At 65.4% G+C, this 15,657-nt stretch carries 19 protein-coding genes; 6 read left to right on the forward strand and 13 right to left on the reverse strand.

All coding sequences use genetic code 11. The features are described from left to right. Window positions 1-6: 6 nt before the first annotated feature. Window positions 7-798, forward strand: coding sequence for a lysophospholipid acyltransferase family protein (locus ACP69S_RS11370; RefSeq protein ID WP_425997246.1), 792 nt, complete (start codon window positions 7-9; stop codon window positions 796-798). Here the strand turns inward: ACP69S_RS11370 and ACP69S_RS11375 are convergent. The 11 genes from ACP69S_RS11375 to ACP69S_RS11425 are packed head-to-tail and all read right to left on the reverse strand — an operon-like array spanning window position 795 to window position 8,536. Beyond that, on the reverse strand, window positions 795-1,019 hold the full coding sequence (locus tag ACP69S_RS11375; RefSeq protein ID WP_425997248.1) for a hypothetical protein: 225 nt from the start codon (window positions 1,017-1,019) through the stop codon (window positions 795-797). The two genes, ACP69S_RS11370 and ACP69S_RS11375, sit on opposite strands and share 4 nt — an antisense overlap. 1 nt (window position 1,020) lies before the next feature. Beyond that, complete coding sequence (locus tag ACP69S_RS11380) at window positions 1,021-1,413, reverse strand: HesB/IscA family protein (RefSeq protein ID WP_425997250.1); 393 nt, start codon at window positions 1,411-1,413, stop codon at window positions 1,021-1,023. 14 nt (window positions 1,414-1,427) lie between these two features. Next, entirely contained in the window at window positions 1,428-1,784 is a 357-nt protein-coding gene (locus ACP69S_RS11385) for an SUF system Fe-S cluster assembly protein (RefSeq protein WP_425997252.1), read from the reverse strand. Window positions 1,785-1,791: 7 nt separating this feature from the next. After that, window positions 1,792-3,018, reverse strand: a complete 1,227-nt coding sequence (locus ACP69S_RS11390) for an aminotransferase class V-fold PLP-dependent enzyme (RefSeq protein ID WP_425997254.1) — start codon at window positions 3,016-3,018, stop codon at window positions 1,792-1,794. Then, entirely contained in the window at window positions 3,018-4,052 is a 1,035-nt protein-coding gene (gene sufD / locus ACP69S_RS11395; RefSeq protein WP_425997256.1) for a Fe-S cluster assembly protein SufD, read from the reverse strand. Before sufD ends, ACP69S_RS11390 begins: the two co-directional genes overlap by 1 nt. Beyond that, window positions 4,049-4,798: a Fe-S cluster assembly ATPase SufC gene (gene sufC / locus ACP69S_RS11400; RefSeq protein ID WP_425997258.1), complete on the reverse strand. Its 750-nt coding sequence runs from the start codon at window positions 4,796-4,798 to the stop codon at window positions 4,049-4,051. The genes sufD and sufC overlap by 4 nt, the downstream gene beginning before the upstream one ends. Continuing rightward, entirely contained in the window at window positions 4,791-5,093 is a 303-nt protein-coding gene (locus ACP69S_RS11405; protein ID WP_425997260.1) for a hypothetical protein, read from the reverse strand. Before ACP69S_RS11405 ends, sufC begins: the two co-directional genes overlap by 8 nt. Next, entirely contained in the window at window positions 5,090-5,452 is a 363-nt protein-coding gene (locus ACP69S_RS11410; RefSeq protein ID WP_425997262.1) for a VOC family protein, read from the reverse strand. The genes ACP69S_RS11405 and ACP69S_RS11410 overlap by 4 nt, the downstream gene beginning before the upstream one ends. Then, the gene (gene sufB / locus ACP69S_RS11415; RefSeq protein ID WP_425997264.1) at window positions 5,452-6,921 is read right to left on the reverse strand and encodes a Fe-S cluster assembly protein SufB; all 1,470 of its coding nucleotides are present in this window, start codon (window positions 6,919-6,921) and stop codon (window positions 5,452-5,454) included. Before sufB ends, ACP69S_RS11410 begins: the two co-directional genes overlap by 1 nt. Then, window positions 6,921-8,060, reverse strand: a complete 1,140-nt coding sequence (locus ACP69S_RS11420) for a cysteine desulfurase family protein (RefSeq protein ID WP_425997266.1) — start codon at window positions 8,058-8,060, stop codon at window positions 6,921-6,923. Before ACP69S_RS11420 ends, sufB begins: the two co-directional genes overlap by 1 nt. Then, window positions 8,057-8,536: an Rrf2 family transcriptional regulator gene (locus ACP69S_RS11425; RefSeq protein ID WP_425997267.1), complete on the reverse strand. Its 480-nt coding sequence runs from the start codon at window positions 8,534-8,536 to the stop codon at window positions 8,057-8,059. Before ACP69S_RS11425 ends, ACP69S_RS11420 begins: the two co-directional genes overlap by 4 nt. Before the next feature lie 185 nt (window positions 8,537-8,721). Between ACP69S_RS11425 and ACP69S_RS11430 the strand changes: the two genes are divergently transcribed. Beyond that, window positions 8,722-9,372, forward strand: coding sequence for an alpha/beta hydrolase (locus ACP69S_RS11430; protein WP_035046771.1), 651 nt, complete (start codon window positions 8,722-8,724; stop codon window positions 9,370-9,372). Between the two features lie 51 nt (window positions 9,373-9,423). On the opposite strand, the gene ACP69S_RS11435 is transcribed toward ACP69S_RS11430, so the two are convergent. Further along, a complete protein-coding gene (locus ACP69S_RS11435) occupies window positions 9,424-10,527 on the reverse strand; it encodes an anhydro-N-acetylmuramic acid kinase (RefSeq protein WP_425997270.1) in 1,104 nt (367 codons plus the stop codon). Between the two features lie 184 nt (window positions 10,528-10,711). Here ACP69S_RS11435 and tyrS point away from each other — a divergent pair, with 184 nt between their 5' ends. The 4 genes from tyrS to ACP69S_RS11455 all read left to right on the forward strand — a co-directional run bounded on the left by tyrS (window position 10,712) and on the right by ACP69S_RS11455 (window position 14,432). Further along, entirely contained in the window at window positions 10,712-12,040 is a 1,329-nt protein-coding gene (tyrS, locus tag ACP69S_RS11440; RefSeq protein WP_425997272.1) for a tyrosine--tRNA ligase, read from the forward strand. Between the two features lie 67 nt (window positions 12,041-12,107). After that, window positions 12,108-12,572 carry a peroxiredoxin gene (locus ACP69S_RS11445; RefSeq protein ID WP_425997274.1) on the forward strand — a complete coding sequence of 155 codons (465 nt, stop codon included), beginning with the start codon at window positions 12,108-12,110 and terminating at the stop codon, window positions 12,570-12,572. Window positions 12,573-12,820: 248 nt separating this feature from the next. Beyond that, the gene (locus tag ACP69S_RS11450) at window positions 12,821-13,972 is read left to right on the forward strand and encodes a peptidoglycan DD-metalloendopeptidase family protein (RefSeq protein WP_425997276.1); all 1,152 of its coding nucleotides are present in this window, start codon (window positions 12,821-12,823) and stop codon (window positions 13,970-13,972) included. Continuing rightward, the gene (locus ACP69S_RS11455) at window positions 13,953-14,432 is read left to right on the forward strand and encodes a bactofilin family protein (protein WP_425997278.1); all 480 of its coding nucleotides are present in this window, start codon (window positions 13,953-13,955) and stop codon (window positions 14,430-14,432) included. The genes ACP69S_RS11450 and ACP69S_RS11455 overlap by 20 nt, the downstream gene beginning before the upstream one ends. Before the next feature lie 71 nt (window positions 14,433-14,503). Here ACP69S_RS11455 and prfB read toward each other — a convergent pair. Further along, window positions 14,504-15,617, reverse strand: a protein-coding gene (gene prfB / locus ACP69S_RS11460; RefSeq protein ID WP_425997280.1) for a peptide chain release factor 2 whose coding sequence is annotated in 2 segments (ribosomal slippage) — window positions 14,504-15,547 and window positions 15,549-15,617 — 1,113 coding nt in all. Because the reading frame shifts where the segments join, the coding sequence is not laid out codon by codon here. Window positions 15,618-15,657: the final 40 nt, after the last annotated feature.

Consider the following 15,657-nt stretch of genomic DNA (forward strand, 5'->3'; position numbering starts at 1 on the left):
CAAGACATGCGCAGCGCGCTGTTCAACGCCTACTACTGGGTTCTCTCGATCTTTTACGGCCTGTCAGCGGCCCTCTCCGCCCTGCTTCCGGGCCGCCGGCCGGTCGCCTTCGCCCTGCGCCTGTACAGCCAGCGAATGCTATGGGCGCTGCGGACCTTCGCCGGTATCAGGATCGACCTGAAGGGCCAGGAGAACCTGCCCAAGGGCGCCTTCATCATCGCCGCCAAGCATCATAGCTGGGGCGATGGCTTCGTGATGTTCGCCAATGTCGAGAACCTCAGTTTCGTAACCGGCGACCACCTGGAGAAGTTTCCGCTGGTCGGCGCGATCCTGAAAAAGCTCGGCGCCATCGTGGTCGACAGCTGCGGCGGTCCCGAAGCCCGCAAGGCCCTGTCCGAAAACGCCGCCCAAGTCGCCGCCGAAGGCCGCCGCATCCTGATCTATCCGGAAGGCCGCCTGGCCGCGCCCGGCGAGCGGTTCCGCTACCGCACCGGCGTCTACTATATGAGCCAGGACTTCAACCTGCCGGTCGTGCCGGTGGCGACCAATCTGGGCTGCTTCTGGAAGCAGCAGGAAAAAGCCAAGACCCCCGGCCAAGCGACCATCGAATTCCTGCCGCCGATCATGCCGGGGCTCGCCAAGGAAGCATTCATGGAGCGGCTCGAGGATGTGATCGAGACGCGAACCAACGAACTCATCGCTCAGGCGACCGGTAAACCCGTAAGGACTTCGGCTCTGGTGGAGTGGAACGGACGCGACAACGTGGCGGCGACCGCTGTCGAGCTCCCCGCGACCTAAGCCTCGACTTCGACCGGACAATCCAGCGGAATGGCGATGTAGCTTCGGTCGGCCTTGCGCTTGCGGAAATGCTCCGACGCGCAGCCCACCGAGCACAGGATCCCCCGATCCGACCAATAGGCCGGCCCGTGCTCGCGAATGCCCGCATGCGCCGTGAAGGCCGGCGAGGTCCCCGGCAGACCACATTCCAGACAGACGGCCTTGGGCGTGCGGGCCAGCACGTCAGTGCTCGGTCTCAATAGCGGGCTGGATCGTAACGCTCTCGCCGCAGCCGCAGGCGTCGGTTTCGTTGGGATTGTTGAACACGAACTTCGACGACAGTTTGGTGGTTTCGTAGTCGATCGTTGTGCCGATCAGAAAAAGCACCGCCTTGGGGTCGATCAGGATCGTGACGTCCTTGTCCTCGACCACCTCGTCCAGCGGGTTTTGCTCGGCGGCATACTCGAAAATGTACTCCGAACCGGCGCAGCCGCCGTTCTTCACGCCGACGCGCAAGCCCGCATAGGGCTTGTCGGCGCGCGCCATGATCTCCTTCACGCGCGCGGCCGCTGCGTCGGTCAAGGTGACGACCTTGGGACGGGGGCGGCGGGCGCGGGGCGTGAGGGCGATGTCCATGGCGTTTGAACCGATCAGAACATGTTCAGTTGCAGCTTGGCCTCGTCGCTCATGCGCGAGGCGTCCCACGGCGGTTCGAACACGAGGTCGACCGTGCAGGACTTCAGGCCAGGAATCTCCATGATCGCATCCTTGACCCAGCCCGGCATCTCGCCGGCCACCGGGCAGCCGGGAGCGGTCAGGGTCATGTCGATGGCGATGTCCTTTTCGTCGGAGACATCGACCTTGTAGATCAGGCCCAGCTCATAGATGTCGACCGGGATCTCAGGGTCATAGACCGACTTCAGCTTCTCGATCAGCAGATCGGTCAGCTTGGCCAGCTCTTCCTTCGGAAGAGCTGAAACGGTCTCGGGAACGGCGGCGTCGGTCATTGCGGGCTCAACTGAAGAAACTGCGGGCCTTGGCCAGCGCGTCCACGAACGCGTCGGCTTCAGCCTCGGTATTATATAGGGCGAACGAAGCGCGAGCGCTCGACGTCACGCCAAAGCGTCGCATCAGGGGTTCGGCGCAGTGGGTCCCGGCGCGCACCGCGACGCCGTAGCGATCCAGCACTTGGGCGATGTCGTGGGCGTGAGCCCCCTCGACGGTGAAAGACAGCACCGCGCCCTTGCCGGGCGCCTCGCCGAGGATCCGCAGCCCTTTGACCCCGCGCAAGCACTCGGCGACCCGCTCATAGAGGGCGTGCTCGTGGGCGAAGACAGCGTCGCGATCCAGGCCGTTCAGCCACTCGATCGCCGCGCCCAGGCCGACGGCTTCCAGGATCGCCGGAGTGCCGGCCTCGAACCGATGCGGCGGGTCGGCATAGGTAATGGCGTCCATCGACACCGACCCGATCATCTCACCGCCGCCTTGGTAGGGCGGCAAGGCGGCAAGACGCTCGGCCTTGCCGTAGAGCACGCCGATGCCAGTCGGGCCGTAGAGCTTGTGGCCGGAGAAGACGTAGAAATCGACGTCCATGGCCTTCACGTCGACCTTGGAGTGCACGATGGCTTGGCAGCCGTCGAGCAGCACCTGCGCACCGGCCGCGTGGGCCAGGCGGACGATCTCGGCCACGTCGTTGACCGTACCCAGTACGTTCGACATGTGGGTGATGGCGACCATCTTGGTCTTCTCGGACAGCAGGCCCTTGAAGGCCTCCATGTCGAGCCGGCCGTCGTTGGTTACCGGCACGAACTTCAGGACCACGCCCTTGCGCTCGCGCAGGAAGTGCCACGGCACGATATTGGCGTGGTGCTCCATCTCGGAGATGACGATCTCGTCGCCAGCGTTCAGCGATTGGCCGAACGTTGCGGCGACCAGATTGACGGCTTCCGTCGCGCTCTTGGTCCAGACGATTTCGCTCGGCTCGGCGTTGATGAAACGCGCGACGGTTTCCCTCGCCTTTTCATAGGCTTCCGTCGTTTCGTTCGCCAGCGTGTGAAGGCCACGATGGACGTTGGCGTAGGAGGTGCGGGCCAAACCCGTCATAGCGTCCAGCACCGCGTCGGGCTTCTGGGCGCTGGCGGCGCTGTCCAGATAGATCAGCGGCTTGCCGTGCACCGTCCGTTGCAGGATCGGGAACTGGGCGCGGATCGCCTCGACATCGAAGGGCGCGTCGAAAGCCATCAGATGGCGCTCCGTCCGAGGCGCTGGGCGACCCAGGCGCGGGCAACCCCGCGGGCGGCGTCGTGTTCGATGCGCTCCACCACTTCGCCGACGAAGGCCTCGGTCAGCATGGCGCGGGCTTCCAGCTCGGGAATGCCGCGCTGGCGGGCATAGAAGATCGCCTGCTCGTCCAGGGCGCCGATGGTGTTGCCGTGGGCGCAGGAGACGTCGTCGGCGAAGATCAGCAGCTCGGGCTTGGCGTCGACCTCGGCCCTGTCCGACATGATCAGGGCGTGGTGGCCCATGCGGGCGTCGGTCTGATCCGCGCCGGGCTGGACGATGATCCGGCCCTGGAACACGCCGCGCGCCTGATCGGCGACCATGCCCTTGGTCAGTTGCGAGGTCGTCCCATCGACACCGCCGTGGGTGACCTGGGTGGTCAGGTCGGCATGGCGCTGCTTGTCGAGCAGATAGATCCCGTCGAGGCGCAGGTCGGCATGGGCGCCCGGGTGGGCGACCCGGGTCTCGATGCGCTGGCGGCGCGCGCCAGTGGTCAGGATGGTTTGGGCGTACTTCGCGCCGGCCGCCAGGACCACCTCGGCGTCGACTACCGAGACGGCGTCGGCGGTGTCGGAGGCCAGCACGACGCGCTCGACGACGGCGTTGTTGGCCAAGCGGATGTCCAGCGCGATCTCGGACAGATAACCGTCGGCCTGGCCTTCGTGGCTTTCCAGCAGGGTCAGGCGCGCGCCCTCGCCCACCATGATCCTGACGCGACCGGCATGGGCCGTAGTCGCGGTGGATGAGATCAGGCGCAGAGCGACCACGCGGGTTTCGCCAGCGTTGATCGTCAGATCGATCGCGCCCTGGCCGTTCACCACGGTCAGGGTCTCGTCGGTCAAGAACGGTCCGGCGCCGACCTCGCCCTCAAACCTGGGCGAGACCGGCGGCAGAGTCCGGATCAGCCCGCGCAGGTCGGTCCAGCGCCAGTCCTCGTCACGGCGCGAGGGCAGCTCGGTCAGGTCGCCGGTCTTGAGGGCGGAGGCCAGGCTCATGCCGCAGCGCCCGCATATTTGTCGTAGCCTTCGGCTTCCAGTTGCAGCGCCAGTTCCGGACCGCCCGAGGCGACGATGCGGCCGACGGCCAGCACATGGACGCGGTCAGGTTTGATGTAGTCCAGCAGGCGCTGATAGTGGGTGATCACCAGCATGCCGCGCTCGGGCGAGCGCAGGGCGTTGACGCCTTCGGAGACGATCTTCAGGGCGTCGATATCCAGGCCGCTGTCGGTTTCATCAAGGATGAGAAACTTCGGCGAAAGCATCGCCATTTGAAAGATTTCCATCCGTTTCTTCTCGCCGCCCGAGAAGCCGACGTTAAGGCCGCGCTTGAGCATCTCGAAGTCGATCTTCAGCGAGGCGGCCTTCTCACGGGCCAGCTTGAGGAAGGCCGGGGCGGCGACCTCGTCCTCGCCCCGCGCGCGGCGCTGGGCGTTAAGGGCAGTGCGGATGAAGGTCAGGGCCGGAACGCCCGGAATTTCAAGCGGATACTGGAACGACAGGAACAGGCCGCTGGCCGCGCGCTCGTTGGCGTCCAGCGCCAGCAGGTCCTCGCCGTTCAAGCTGGCCGAACCCTCGGTGACCTCGTAACCGCCGCGGCCGGTCAGCACGTAGGACAGAGTCGACTTGCCCGCGCCGTTCGGTCCCATGATGGCGTGGACCTCGCCGGCCGGCACGTCGAGCGTGACGCCCTTCAAGATGGCCTTGTCTTCGACGCGGGCGTGCAGGTTTTGGATATTAAGCATTGAAAGCCGTGATCTTTTCGAGCGTCTGGATAGCGAACGTGGTCGGCTTGCCGGTCAGGGCCGGCGCCTCCCATTCATGTTCTGGGCTGTAGGCGGCGAGTTTCAGCAGTTCCGTCAGCAGGGCGCGCTCGGCGGCCGCGTCGGCATTGCCGCCCGACAGCAGCTTGGCGCTGCGGTCGATCAGCGGGGCTTCGTCGCCATAGGGATTGATCCACGTGCCATGCGCCGCCTGATAGGCTAGCTGGCGGGCGTATTTGTATTCCTTGTCGTTCAGCCCGAAGCGGACAGGGATCATGTCACGGGCTCCATCAGCTCGAGCCGGTTGCCGAAAGGGTCGTCCACATAGATCCGGTCGTAGCCTTCAAGCGGTTCATCGTCCCGCAGCGAACAGCCGCCGTCCATAAGCGCAGCCGTGAGCGCCCCCAAGTTGGAGACCAACAGGCCCGGGTGCGCCTTGCGCGCCGGCCGAAAATCGCTCTCGACGCCGAGATGGATTTTCAGCGCGCCGCGCTCGAACCAGCAGCCGCCTCGCTTGGCGAGATGTGGCGGCTTGGGCGTTTCCGGCAGGCCAAGGAGGTCGCCGTAGAATCTGCGAGCGGCGGCCTCACCGCCAGCCGGCATGGCCAACTGTATGTGGTCGATCGCCAGCAACATCAGCCCACCGAGCCTTCCAGACTGATAGCCACCAGCTTCTGGGCCTCGACGGCGAACTCCATCGGCAGCTTTTGCAGCACGTCGCGGACAAAGCCGTTGACCAGCAGGGCCACTGCCTCTTCCTGCGAGAGACCGCGCTGCTGGCAATAGAACAGCTGGTCGTCCGACAGGCGGGTGGTGGTGGCCTCATGCTCGAATACAGACTGGCCGTTGCGGGCCTCGATATAGGGGATGGTGTGGGCCGCGCAGGTCTTGCCGATCAGCAGGCTATCGCACTGGGTGAAATTGCGCGCGCCCTTGGCCTTGGGGTGGGCCGAGACCAGGCCGCGATAGGTGCTGGTCGACTTGCCGGCGCTGATGCCCTTGGCGACGATCCGCGAGCGGGTGTTGGCGCCCAGGTGAATCATCTTGGTGCCGGTGTCGGCCTGCTGGTGACCGTTGGTCACGGCGATCGAATAGAACTCGCCCGAGCTCCCCTCACCGCGCAGCACGCAAGACGGATATTTCCAGGTCACGGCTGAGCCTGTTTCCACCTGCGTCCAGCTGACCTTTGAACGGTCGCCCCGGCAGTCGGCGCGCTTGGTGACGAAGTTGAAGATGCCGCCCTTGCCGGTTACGGGATCGCCCGGATACCAGTTCTGGACGGTCGAATATTTGATCTCGGCGTCGTCCAGCAGGATCAGCTCGACCACGGCCGCATGCAGTTGGTTTTCGTCGCGCATCGGGGCCGTGCAGCCCTCAAGATAGGAGCAGTAGGCGCCCTTGTCGGCGATGATCAGGGTGCGCTCGAACTGACCGCTGTCCTTGGCGTTGATGCGGAAATAGGTCGACAGCTCCATGGGGCAGCGCACGCCCGGCGGAATGTAGACGAACGACCCGTCGCTGAAGACTGCGCTGTTGAGGCAGGCGAAATAGTTGTCCGAGGTCGGTACCACGGTGCCCAGATACTGCTTCACCAGATCGCCGTGCTCGCGGATCGCCTCGCTCATCGAGCAGAAGATCACCCCAACCGCCGCCAGCTCTTTCTTGAAGGTAGTGACGACGCTGACGCTGTCGAACACCGCGTCCACGGCGTAGCGCGGCGCGCCCTCGACGCCGGCCAGGACCTCCTGCTCGCGCAGCGGAATGCCCAGCTTGGCGTAGACGGCCAGGATGTCGGGATCGACCTCGTCGAGGCTCTTGGGCCCCTCCTTGGTCTTGGGCGCGGCGTAGTAGTAGGAGTCCTGGTAGTCGATCTTGGGATAATTGACCTTGGCCCAGTCGGGTTCTTCCAGCTCAAGCCAGCGGCGATAGGCGTCCAGACGCCAGTCCAGCATCCACTGGGGCTCGTCCTTTTTGGCCGAGATGAAGCGCACGATGTCCTCGGAGAGACCCTTGGGGGCGAACTCCTGGTCGATATCAGTCGTAAAGCCGTGCTCGTACTTCTCGAGCGCCGCTACGGTTTCGACAGTTTCCTTGACCGCGGCCATTACGCCATCTCCCGACGCCGAGCGTCGATACGCTTCCAGGCGGCGATCCAGGCGTCGCCGCATTTAATCCAGTCGTCTTCCGTGCTCGCCCAACCCCCGCTGACCCGCAGGGCAAAGGGGGCTAGATCAGACCGACCCATGGCCTCCACCACCCGGCTGGCCTTGACCTTGCCCGACGAGCACGCGCTGCCGGCGCTGGCCATCACGCCCGCCAGATCCAGGTTCATCACCTGGATCTCGGAGCCGAAGCCCATCCCGGCGAAGCATAGGGTCTGGGGCAGGCGATCAGCGCCCTCCCCGAGCACGACCGCGCCTTCCGCCATGACGCGTTCCGCGAGGGAGTCGCGCCAAAGGCCCAGTTTCGCCATCGAGGCAAGATCGCGGACGGCCGCATCGGCCGCCGCACCGAAGGCGGCGATGCCCGCGACGTTCTCCGTGCCGGCTCGGCGCCCGCGCTCCTGACCGCCGCCGTGTTGGCGACGATGCAGGGTCGCGCGCGTGCCGGCAACGAGAGCACCGACGCCCTGAGGGCCGCCCAGCTTGTGGGCAGATAGGGCCATGGTGTCTGCGCCGAGGGCGGAGAAATCGATAGCGATCTTGCCGCCCGCCTGCACCGCATCGACATGCAGCCAGCCGTCGGCGGCGCGAACCAAGGCGGAAGTCTCGGCGACAGGCTGAATGACGCCGGTCTCGTTATTGGCCAGCATTAGGCACACCAGCGCGCGGCCAGGGGCCTTCAAGTCGGCTTCCAGCCAGGCCAGATGCGCGACGCCGCTGGCGTCGACGGGCCAGGTCTCGACCGGCAGACCGCTGGCCTTGGCCGTCTCGATCACGGCGTCATGCTCGGTGGCGCCGACCACAATGCGAGAAAATCCAGCGGCTTTGGCGCTCTCGATGGCCAAGGCGTTGGCTTCGGTGCCGCCGCTGACGAAGGTCACCGAACCCGCCGCGACGCCGACCAAGGCAGCGACCTGAGCGCGAGCTTTCTCAACCACGTCACGCCCGGCACGACCGGCGGCATGAACCGACGACGGATTGGCCGGAGCCTCCAGGGCGCGCAGCAGCGCGTCGCGCGCTTCCGGACGGATCGGTGCGGTGGCGTTGTAGTCGAGATAGGCGGAAACGCGGGACATGGTCACTCCGCCGCGATCTCCAGAGCCTTGGACCCCAAGGCCGGAGATTGGGGACGCAGACGGCCTTGCAACACGTCGGCGACGGAGACCGACGCCAGATAGCCATGGATCTGACGGCCCATCTCTTCCCAGAGGTCGTGGGTCATGCAGCGCTCGCCGCCGGCCATGCAGCCCTTGGGACCGCCCTTGGTCAGGCCGCACCGGGTGGCCCGCAGGGGCTCATCCACCGCCAGCACGATATCGGAGATCAGGGTCTTTTCGGCGTCCATTGCGAGGCGATAGCCGCCGCCGGGCCCACGGGCGCTCTTGACCAGACCCTTGCGGCGCAGGCGCGCGAAAAGCTGCTCGAGGTAGGACAAGGATATCTGCTGGCGGGCCGCGATCTCGGCCAAGGCCACGGCGCGGCCCTCCCCGCCGTCCTGGCATTTAGCCAAGTCGGTCATGGCCATGACGGCGTATCGTCCCTTGGTGCTCAGGCGCATGCGCCTTACTCCTTGCAGATTCCGCGCGCATCGGCTTTTGCGTGTGCTACAAGCCGCGACTTCGCGCCGGACCCCAGGGTCCGCGTCGCTTGTTGCGATTTAGGAAGACCAAGCGCAGCGGTCAAGTATTCTGTCGGTCGAAAGGCCCGGAATCGTCCGCCGCTTCGAAAACCGATGGGGACGATATGCCTGATGTGATTTTGACCGGCGCGTCCGGGCGGATCGAAGGTCGCTACTCGCCGGGCAAGACCGAGACGGCGCCGATCGCGCTGATCCTGCACCCGCATCCGAAGGCCGGCGGGCACATGAACCACCCGGTCTCGGTGCAGCTCTACCACCTGTTCATGAAGCGGGGCTTTGCGACGCTGCGCTTCAATTTCCGCGGCGTAGGCCGCAGCCAGGGCGAGTTCGACGCCGGCATCGGCGAGTTGGCCGACGCCGCGACGGCGCTGGACTGGCTGCAGACGTCCAACCCGGCCGCCAGCCAGACCTGGGTCGCCGGTTTCGACTTCGGCGCCTATATCGGCATGCAGCTTTTGATGCGTCGCCCGGAAACGGACGGCTTCATCAGCGTTTCGCCGCCCACCAACATGTACGATTTCAGCTTTCTGGCGCCCTGCCCGGCCTCGGGCCTGTTCCTGACCGGCTCGGCCGACAGCATCACCCCGCCGGTCGAAGTCGAGCGCGTGGTCTCCAAGCTGCGCACTCAGAAGGGCATCGTCATCGACTACGAAGTCATCGACAAGGCCAGCCACTTCTGGACCGAGCATCTGCCCTTCGTGGAAAAGAGCGTCGGCGACTATCTGGACAAGCGGATCGAGATGAACCCGATCTAGCCTTCCCGATCCGCACGTTGAAAGGCCTCCCTTCGGGGAGGCCTTTTTCGTTCAGGGATAGGCGATCCGCCCGCCCGTCATCGGCGCGGCCACGCCGGTGGTTCCCGGGAAGCTGATCGGGAGAGCCTTGGCGGTGCGCGCCGCCAGGTAGGCGAAGGCCTCGGCCTCGATGGCGTCGCCGCGCCAGCCATAGTCCTCGGCAGTCTTGACCGGCACCGGCGCGCGTTCCGCGAGGGCGCGCATGATCTGCGGGTTGTGCCGCCCGCCGCCGCAGACAATCAGGGCGGCCGGAAGCGCGCCAAGCTCGAACGCCTTGACGACGGCCTCGGCGGTGAAGGCCACCAGGGTGGCGGCGGCGTCCTCGGCCGACAGGGATTCCACCAGATCGAGGGGGAAATCGTAGCGGTCCAGCGACTTGGGCGCGGGGCCGGCGAAATAGGCGCTGGCCAGAAACACGTCGAGCACCGTCTGGTCGACAGTCCCGGCGGCGGCGAGACGCCCCTTGTCATCGAAACGCCCGAGGCCGCGCGACTGCAACATCAGGTCAATCATGCCGTTGCCCGGGCCGGTGTCGAAGGCCAGGAGGTCGTCGCCCTCGCCGATCAGAGTGATATTGGCCACGCCGCCGATATTCAGCGCGGCCACCGGCGCGGCGAGGCCTGAAGCACGGGCCCGCGCCGCGTGGTAGATCGGAGCCAGAGGCGCGCCCTGCCCGCCGGCCGCCACGTCGGCGGTGCGAAAGTCGAAGGCGACGGGCCGGCCGCAGGCGCGGGCCAGACGTTCGGCATCAAGCAGTTGCACCGTGCGGCCGATGCGGCCGGGCTCGGGCCGTTCGTGCAGCACGGTCTGGCCATGGACGCCCAACAGGTCGAACTCCGACCACGACAGCCCATGCTCGGCCAGGAAGCTCTCGGCGGCGTTGAAGTGCTCGTCGGCCACGGCTTGGGCGGCTTCAGCAAAAATGTCCGGAGCCGGCTTGTCACGCGGCCAGCCTCGGGCGACCTCGGTGGCGACCAGCAACAGGTCGCGCGTCTCCTCGCGCAGCTTGCGCTCGCCCGCCGGGCCAAAGGCCTGGATGTCTTCGCCGTCGGTCTCCAGCACCGCCATGTCGACGGCGTCGAGCGAGGTGCCAGTCATGAATCCCAGTATGCGCATGAGCGTTGACTGCCATGCTCGCGGGCCTGTAGCTAGGTCCCATGATCGACGCTCGTTTCCTCGTCCGCGCTCATTACCGCCCGCTCAAATAGCGGGAGGCCGGCCTGACACGTCGATACGCCCCCGTCCTGCCGGGTCGCGTCTCACCAGATCAAGCGCTCCGGCCCCTCCGGAGACCGCGCTTATGAAACCCTCGCCACATCCGCGCCTGCCCGTGCTAGACGCCGCATCGTCCAATTCAGAAAGTCGATCCATGTCCGCGCCCGCCTCGTTCAAGTCGGAATTCCTGCAAACCCTGCAGGCGCGCGGCTACATCCACCAGGTCACGCATCCGGACGAGCTGGACGCGGCGGCGGCCGGCGGCGTGGTCACGGCCTATGTCGGCTTCGACGCCACGGCCTCGTCCCTACACGTCGGCAATCTGATCTCGATCATGATGCTTCGTCGATTGCAGCAGACCGGCCACAAGCCGATCGTTCTGATGGGCGGCGGCACCACCAAGGTGGGCGATCCTTCCGGCAAGGACGAGAGCCGCAAGATGCTGACCGAGGATGGTATTAAGGCCAACATCGCCAGCATCAAGCGCGCCTTCGAGAACTTCCTGACCTTCGGCGACGGCCCCACCGATGCGGTGATGGTCGACAACGACGAATGGCTGAGCAAGCTCGGCTACATCGAATTCCTGCGCGAATACGGCACTCACTTCACGGTCAATCGCATGCTGGCGTTCGACTCGGTCAAGTTACGGCTGGATCGCGAACAGCCGCTGACCTTCCTCGAATTCAACTACATGCTGATGCAGGCGACCGACTTCCTGGAGCTCAACCGCAAGCGCGGCTGCGTGCTGCAGATGGGCGGCTCGGACCAGTGGGGCAACATCCTCAATGGCGTGGAATTGATCCGTCGAGTCGATCAGAAGCCCGCCTTCGGCCTAACCACACCGCTGCTGACGACTGCGTCTGGCGCCAAGATGGGGAAGACGGCCGCCGGCGCCGTTTGGCTGAACGCCGACGCCCTGAGCCCCTACGACTACTGGCAATTCTGGCGCAACACCGAGGACGCCGATGTCGGACGCTTCCTGAAGCTGTTCACCGACCTGCCCTTGGATGAGGTCGCCCGCCTGGAAGCGCTACCCGGCGCCCAGATCAACGACGCCAAGAAGGTGCTGGCCGACGAGGCTACCCGCATGGCTCACGGTCAGGATGCCGCCAAGACCGCGCGCGACGCGGCCGAGAAGGCATTCGAGCAAGGGGTGACCTCGGCTGACTTGCCGACGTTCGAAGTTCCGGCCGCGGATCTGAAGGCCGGGATCATTCTTGCCAACCTGTTCGCCGACGCCGGCTTGGCCGCTTCGCGCGGCGAAGCCCGTCGCCTGGCTCAGGGCGGCGGCGTGAAGCTCAACGACAGGGCCGAGGCCGACGCCAACCGCGTCGTCACCGAAGCCGATCTGATTGATGGCGTGGTCAAACTGTCAGCCGGCAAGAAGAAGATCGTTTTGGTCAAACCGGTCTAAACTAAACGTCGTCCCGACTCGGAGCCGCGCTCTGGTCGGGATGCACTGCGAGTTGAGGAGAGAGACCATGCTTCAAGCCGGCGACAAGGCTCCCGCGTTCGACCTGCCGACCGACACCGGCCGGGTCAGCCTCGCGAGCCTCAAGGGCAAGAAGATCGTCCTCTATTTCTATCCCAAGGACGACACCTCGGGCTGCACGTCCCAGGCGCTGCAGTTTTCGTCCGAGGTCGAGGAGTTCGCCAAGATGGGCGCCGTGATCGTCGGCGTCTCCAAGGACAGCGCCGCGTCTCACGCCAAGTTTCGCCTCAAGCACGACATCACCGTTGAACTGGCGGCCGACACCACCGGCGAGATCGTCGAGACCTACGGCGCCTGGGTCGAAAAAAGCATGTATGGCCGCAAATACATGGGCATCGACCGCTCGACGTTCCTGATCGACGCCGAAGGCATGGTCCGCGAGGTCTGGCGCAAGGTAAAGGTGCCCGGGCATATCAAGGCGGTGCTCACCGCGACCAAGGCCCTAAAGAACTAGACGGGCCAATTTTCGCCAAAGGCGCGGAACAAGCCGTGCGCGGTGGTGTTGTATTTGCGCCGCGTCCTAGGCCCAACTGGCGTCTACCCGACTCTCGGCCTTGCCGATCACGTTCAGGTGGCGTTAACGCTTGTGGCCGCATGCTCAGTTTCCTCGAATCGCGCTCCCTTCGGGCGGGAAGAGCCTTGCGCGACTGCGTAAAGTCGTTGCATATCCCCGGTGTTCTGAAAACGGGGGTTTCGTGAGCAATGGCGATCAAACGCTTCAAGCGACTGAGGCAATCCCTCGAAGGTCTTTTTCCTGAAAGGCATCTCTATATCCGTTCCGGCGGCGAGATGCGGGGCTACGTTTTCTCCACCAACAAGCAACTGCTGGCCGCCACCGTCGTGGGTTGCGCGGCCCTGTGGATGGGCGTCTGCACCGCCGCCATGATGGTCAACGCCCTCGCCGTCAGCTCGACAGACCAGCAGGTCATCAAGCAGCGAGCCTACTACGAGCGCCTCAACGCCGACCGCCAGGCGCGCCTGAACAGCGCCGTCGCCCAGCTGTCGGCAACCAACGGCTCGCTCGACGAGCTGGCCGCCTCGGTTGAAAAGCGCCATTCCGCCCTGGCCATGTTGGTCAGCGACTTCAAGGGCGTGCCCGGCGCCGCCGACGCCCTGAAGACCGACTCGCCTCGCCTGCTTGCGGCGTCGCCCGTTCAGCGCATCCAGGCGACCCGGATGGATCAGGAGCGCCTGATCGACAATGCCGAGACCTTCGCCAAGAGCCGCGCCGAACGCCTTCGCCTGGCCATGCGCATGGCCGGCCTCGACGCCGGAAACTATACCGGTCGCGGCGCTTCGCTGGGCGGCCCCCTGATCGAGGCCAAGGATCCTCGCGCCCTCGCCGCCGTGCTGGACGTCGATGAAGAATTCGCCACCCGTATCCATCGCGCGGCCACCGACATGTCGGACATGCGCTCGCTGAACGCCGCAGCTCAAAAGCTCCCCTTCTTCCGCCCGACCAGCAACCCGGCGATGAGCAGCAGCTACGGCGTCCGCTTCGACCCGTTCACGCGCCGCCCCGCCTTCCACTCAGGCCTGGATTTCCCGGGTGCGTTCCACACGCCGATCATGTCGACGGCGCCGGGCGTGGTGTCGTTCACCGGGGTGCGTTCGGGCTACGGCAGCACCATCGAGATCGACCACGGCGGCGGCTTCAAGACGCGTTATGCGCACCTTCAAGCGATTTCAGTGCGCGTTGGCGAACGGGTCGCGATTGGTCAACGCGTCGGTGCAATGGGCTCGACGGGCCGTTCCACCGGTCCGCACCTGCACTACGAAGTCTGGGCCAATGGTAGGGCCCAGAACCCAAATCGCTTTTTGAAGGCTGGTGAGTATGTTCAGCAAGCAAACTAAGGCTCCGGCTCGCGGTCCGGCCAAGATCGAACCCCTGCCTACCCCCGTCGCTTCCATCGATCAGACGCGCAAGACGCCACCAAAGGTCGCCTCGCTGATTTCGTCCGACATCACGATCGAAGGCAATGTCACAGGCGACGGCGAGCTGCAGGTCGACGGCGTGGTTCGCGGCGATGTCCGAGTGGGTCGCCTGACCGTCGGTGAAACCGGCCATATTGAAGGCTCGGTCTTCGCCGAGGCCGTCGAGGTTCGCGGCCGGGTGGTTGGCGCCATTACCTCCAAGCAGGTCCGCCTCTACGGCACCTCCTATATCGATGGCGACATCACCCACGAGCAGTTGGCGATGGAAACCGGCGCCTTCTTCCAGGGCCGTAGTCTGAAATTCCAGCGCCCGGCGCAGCAGCAGACCCCGACGCCCGTTCTGGCGGCTCCAACAGAGGCCCAGGCCAAGCCGGCCTGATCCTAGCGACAGCGAGACAGAGAAAAACGCCCCGGATCGCTCCGGGGCGTTTTTCGATTCAGCGCACCCTGTCAGGCGTCGCGCGTGGCCCCGACCCGCTGAGCCAGGGAAGCCCCCATGAACGCGTCCAGATCACCGTCCAGCACCCCTTGGGTGTCGGAGGTCTCGACGCTGGTCCGCAGGTCCTTGACCATCTGGTAGGGCTGCAGGACGTAGCTGCGGATCTGGTGGCCCCAGCCGATGTCGGTCTTCTGGTCTTCCAGCGCCTGCTGGGCGGCTTCCCGCTTTTGCAGTTCGGCTTCGTAGAGCCGGGCGCGCAGCATCTTCCATGCTTCCTCGCGGTTCTGGTGCTGCGAACGGCCGGCCTGACAGGCCACCGCAATGCCGGTCGGAATGTGCGTCAGACGAACGGCCGAGTCGGTCTTGTTGATGTGCTGACCACCAGCGCCGCTGGCGCGGTAGGTGTCCGTCCGCACGTCGGAAGGATTGATCTCGATCTCTATGGTGTCGTCTACCACCGGATAGACCCATGCCGAGGCGAAGCTGGTGTGACGCTTGGCGGCCGCGTCATAGGGGCTGATGCGCACCAGACGGTGGACCCCGGCCTCAGTCTTCAACCAGCCATAGGCGTTTTGGCCCTTGATCAGCAGGGTGGCCGACTTGATCCCGACCTGATCGCCCGACGTCTCTTCGACCAGCTCGACGCTCATCTTATGGGCGTTGGCCCAGCGCGAATACATGCGCAGCAGCATGCCCGCCCAGTCGCAAGACTCGGTGCCGCCGGCGCCGGAATTGATTTCGACATAGCAGTCATTGCCGTCAGCCTCACCGGACAGCAGGGCTTCAAGCTCGGCGCGGCCGGCACGGTCCTTCAAGTCCTTCAGCTGGGCGCGGGCGTCCTCCAGCAGGGCGTCGTCGCCCTCCATGTCGGCCAGCTCGGCATATTCCAGAGCATCCTTGAGACCCTGGTCGAGCGCCTGCACCGCCTCGACGCGCGCCGACAGGCTGGCGCGCTCCCGAGAGACGGCCTGGGCCTCGGCGGGTTTGTCCCAAAGGGTCGGGTCTTCGACCCGGGCGTTCAGCTCATCGAGCTTTCGAAGTGCGGCATCCCAGTCAAAGACGCCTCCTGAGCAGTCCAACGGACTGCTCGATGTCGGCCGCGGAGGCCTCAACATCCGGTCGCATCACGTTACTCCGTGACAATAAAGAAAGGGCGCGGGAGATA

The organism is Caulobacter sp. DWR1-3-2b1 (assembly GCF_049895765.1).
In the GTDB taxonomy this organism is placed as follows: domain Bacteria; phylum Pseudomonadota; class Alphaproteobacteria; order Caulobacterales; family Caulobacteraceae; genus Caulobacter.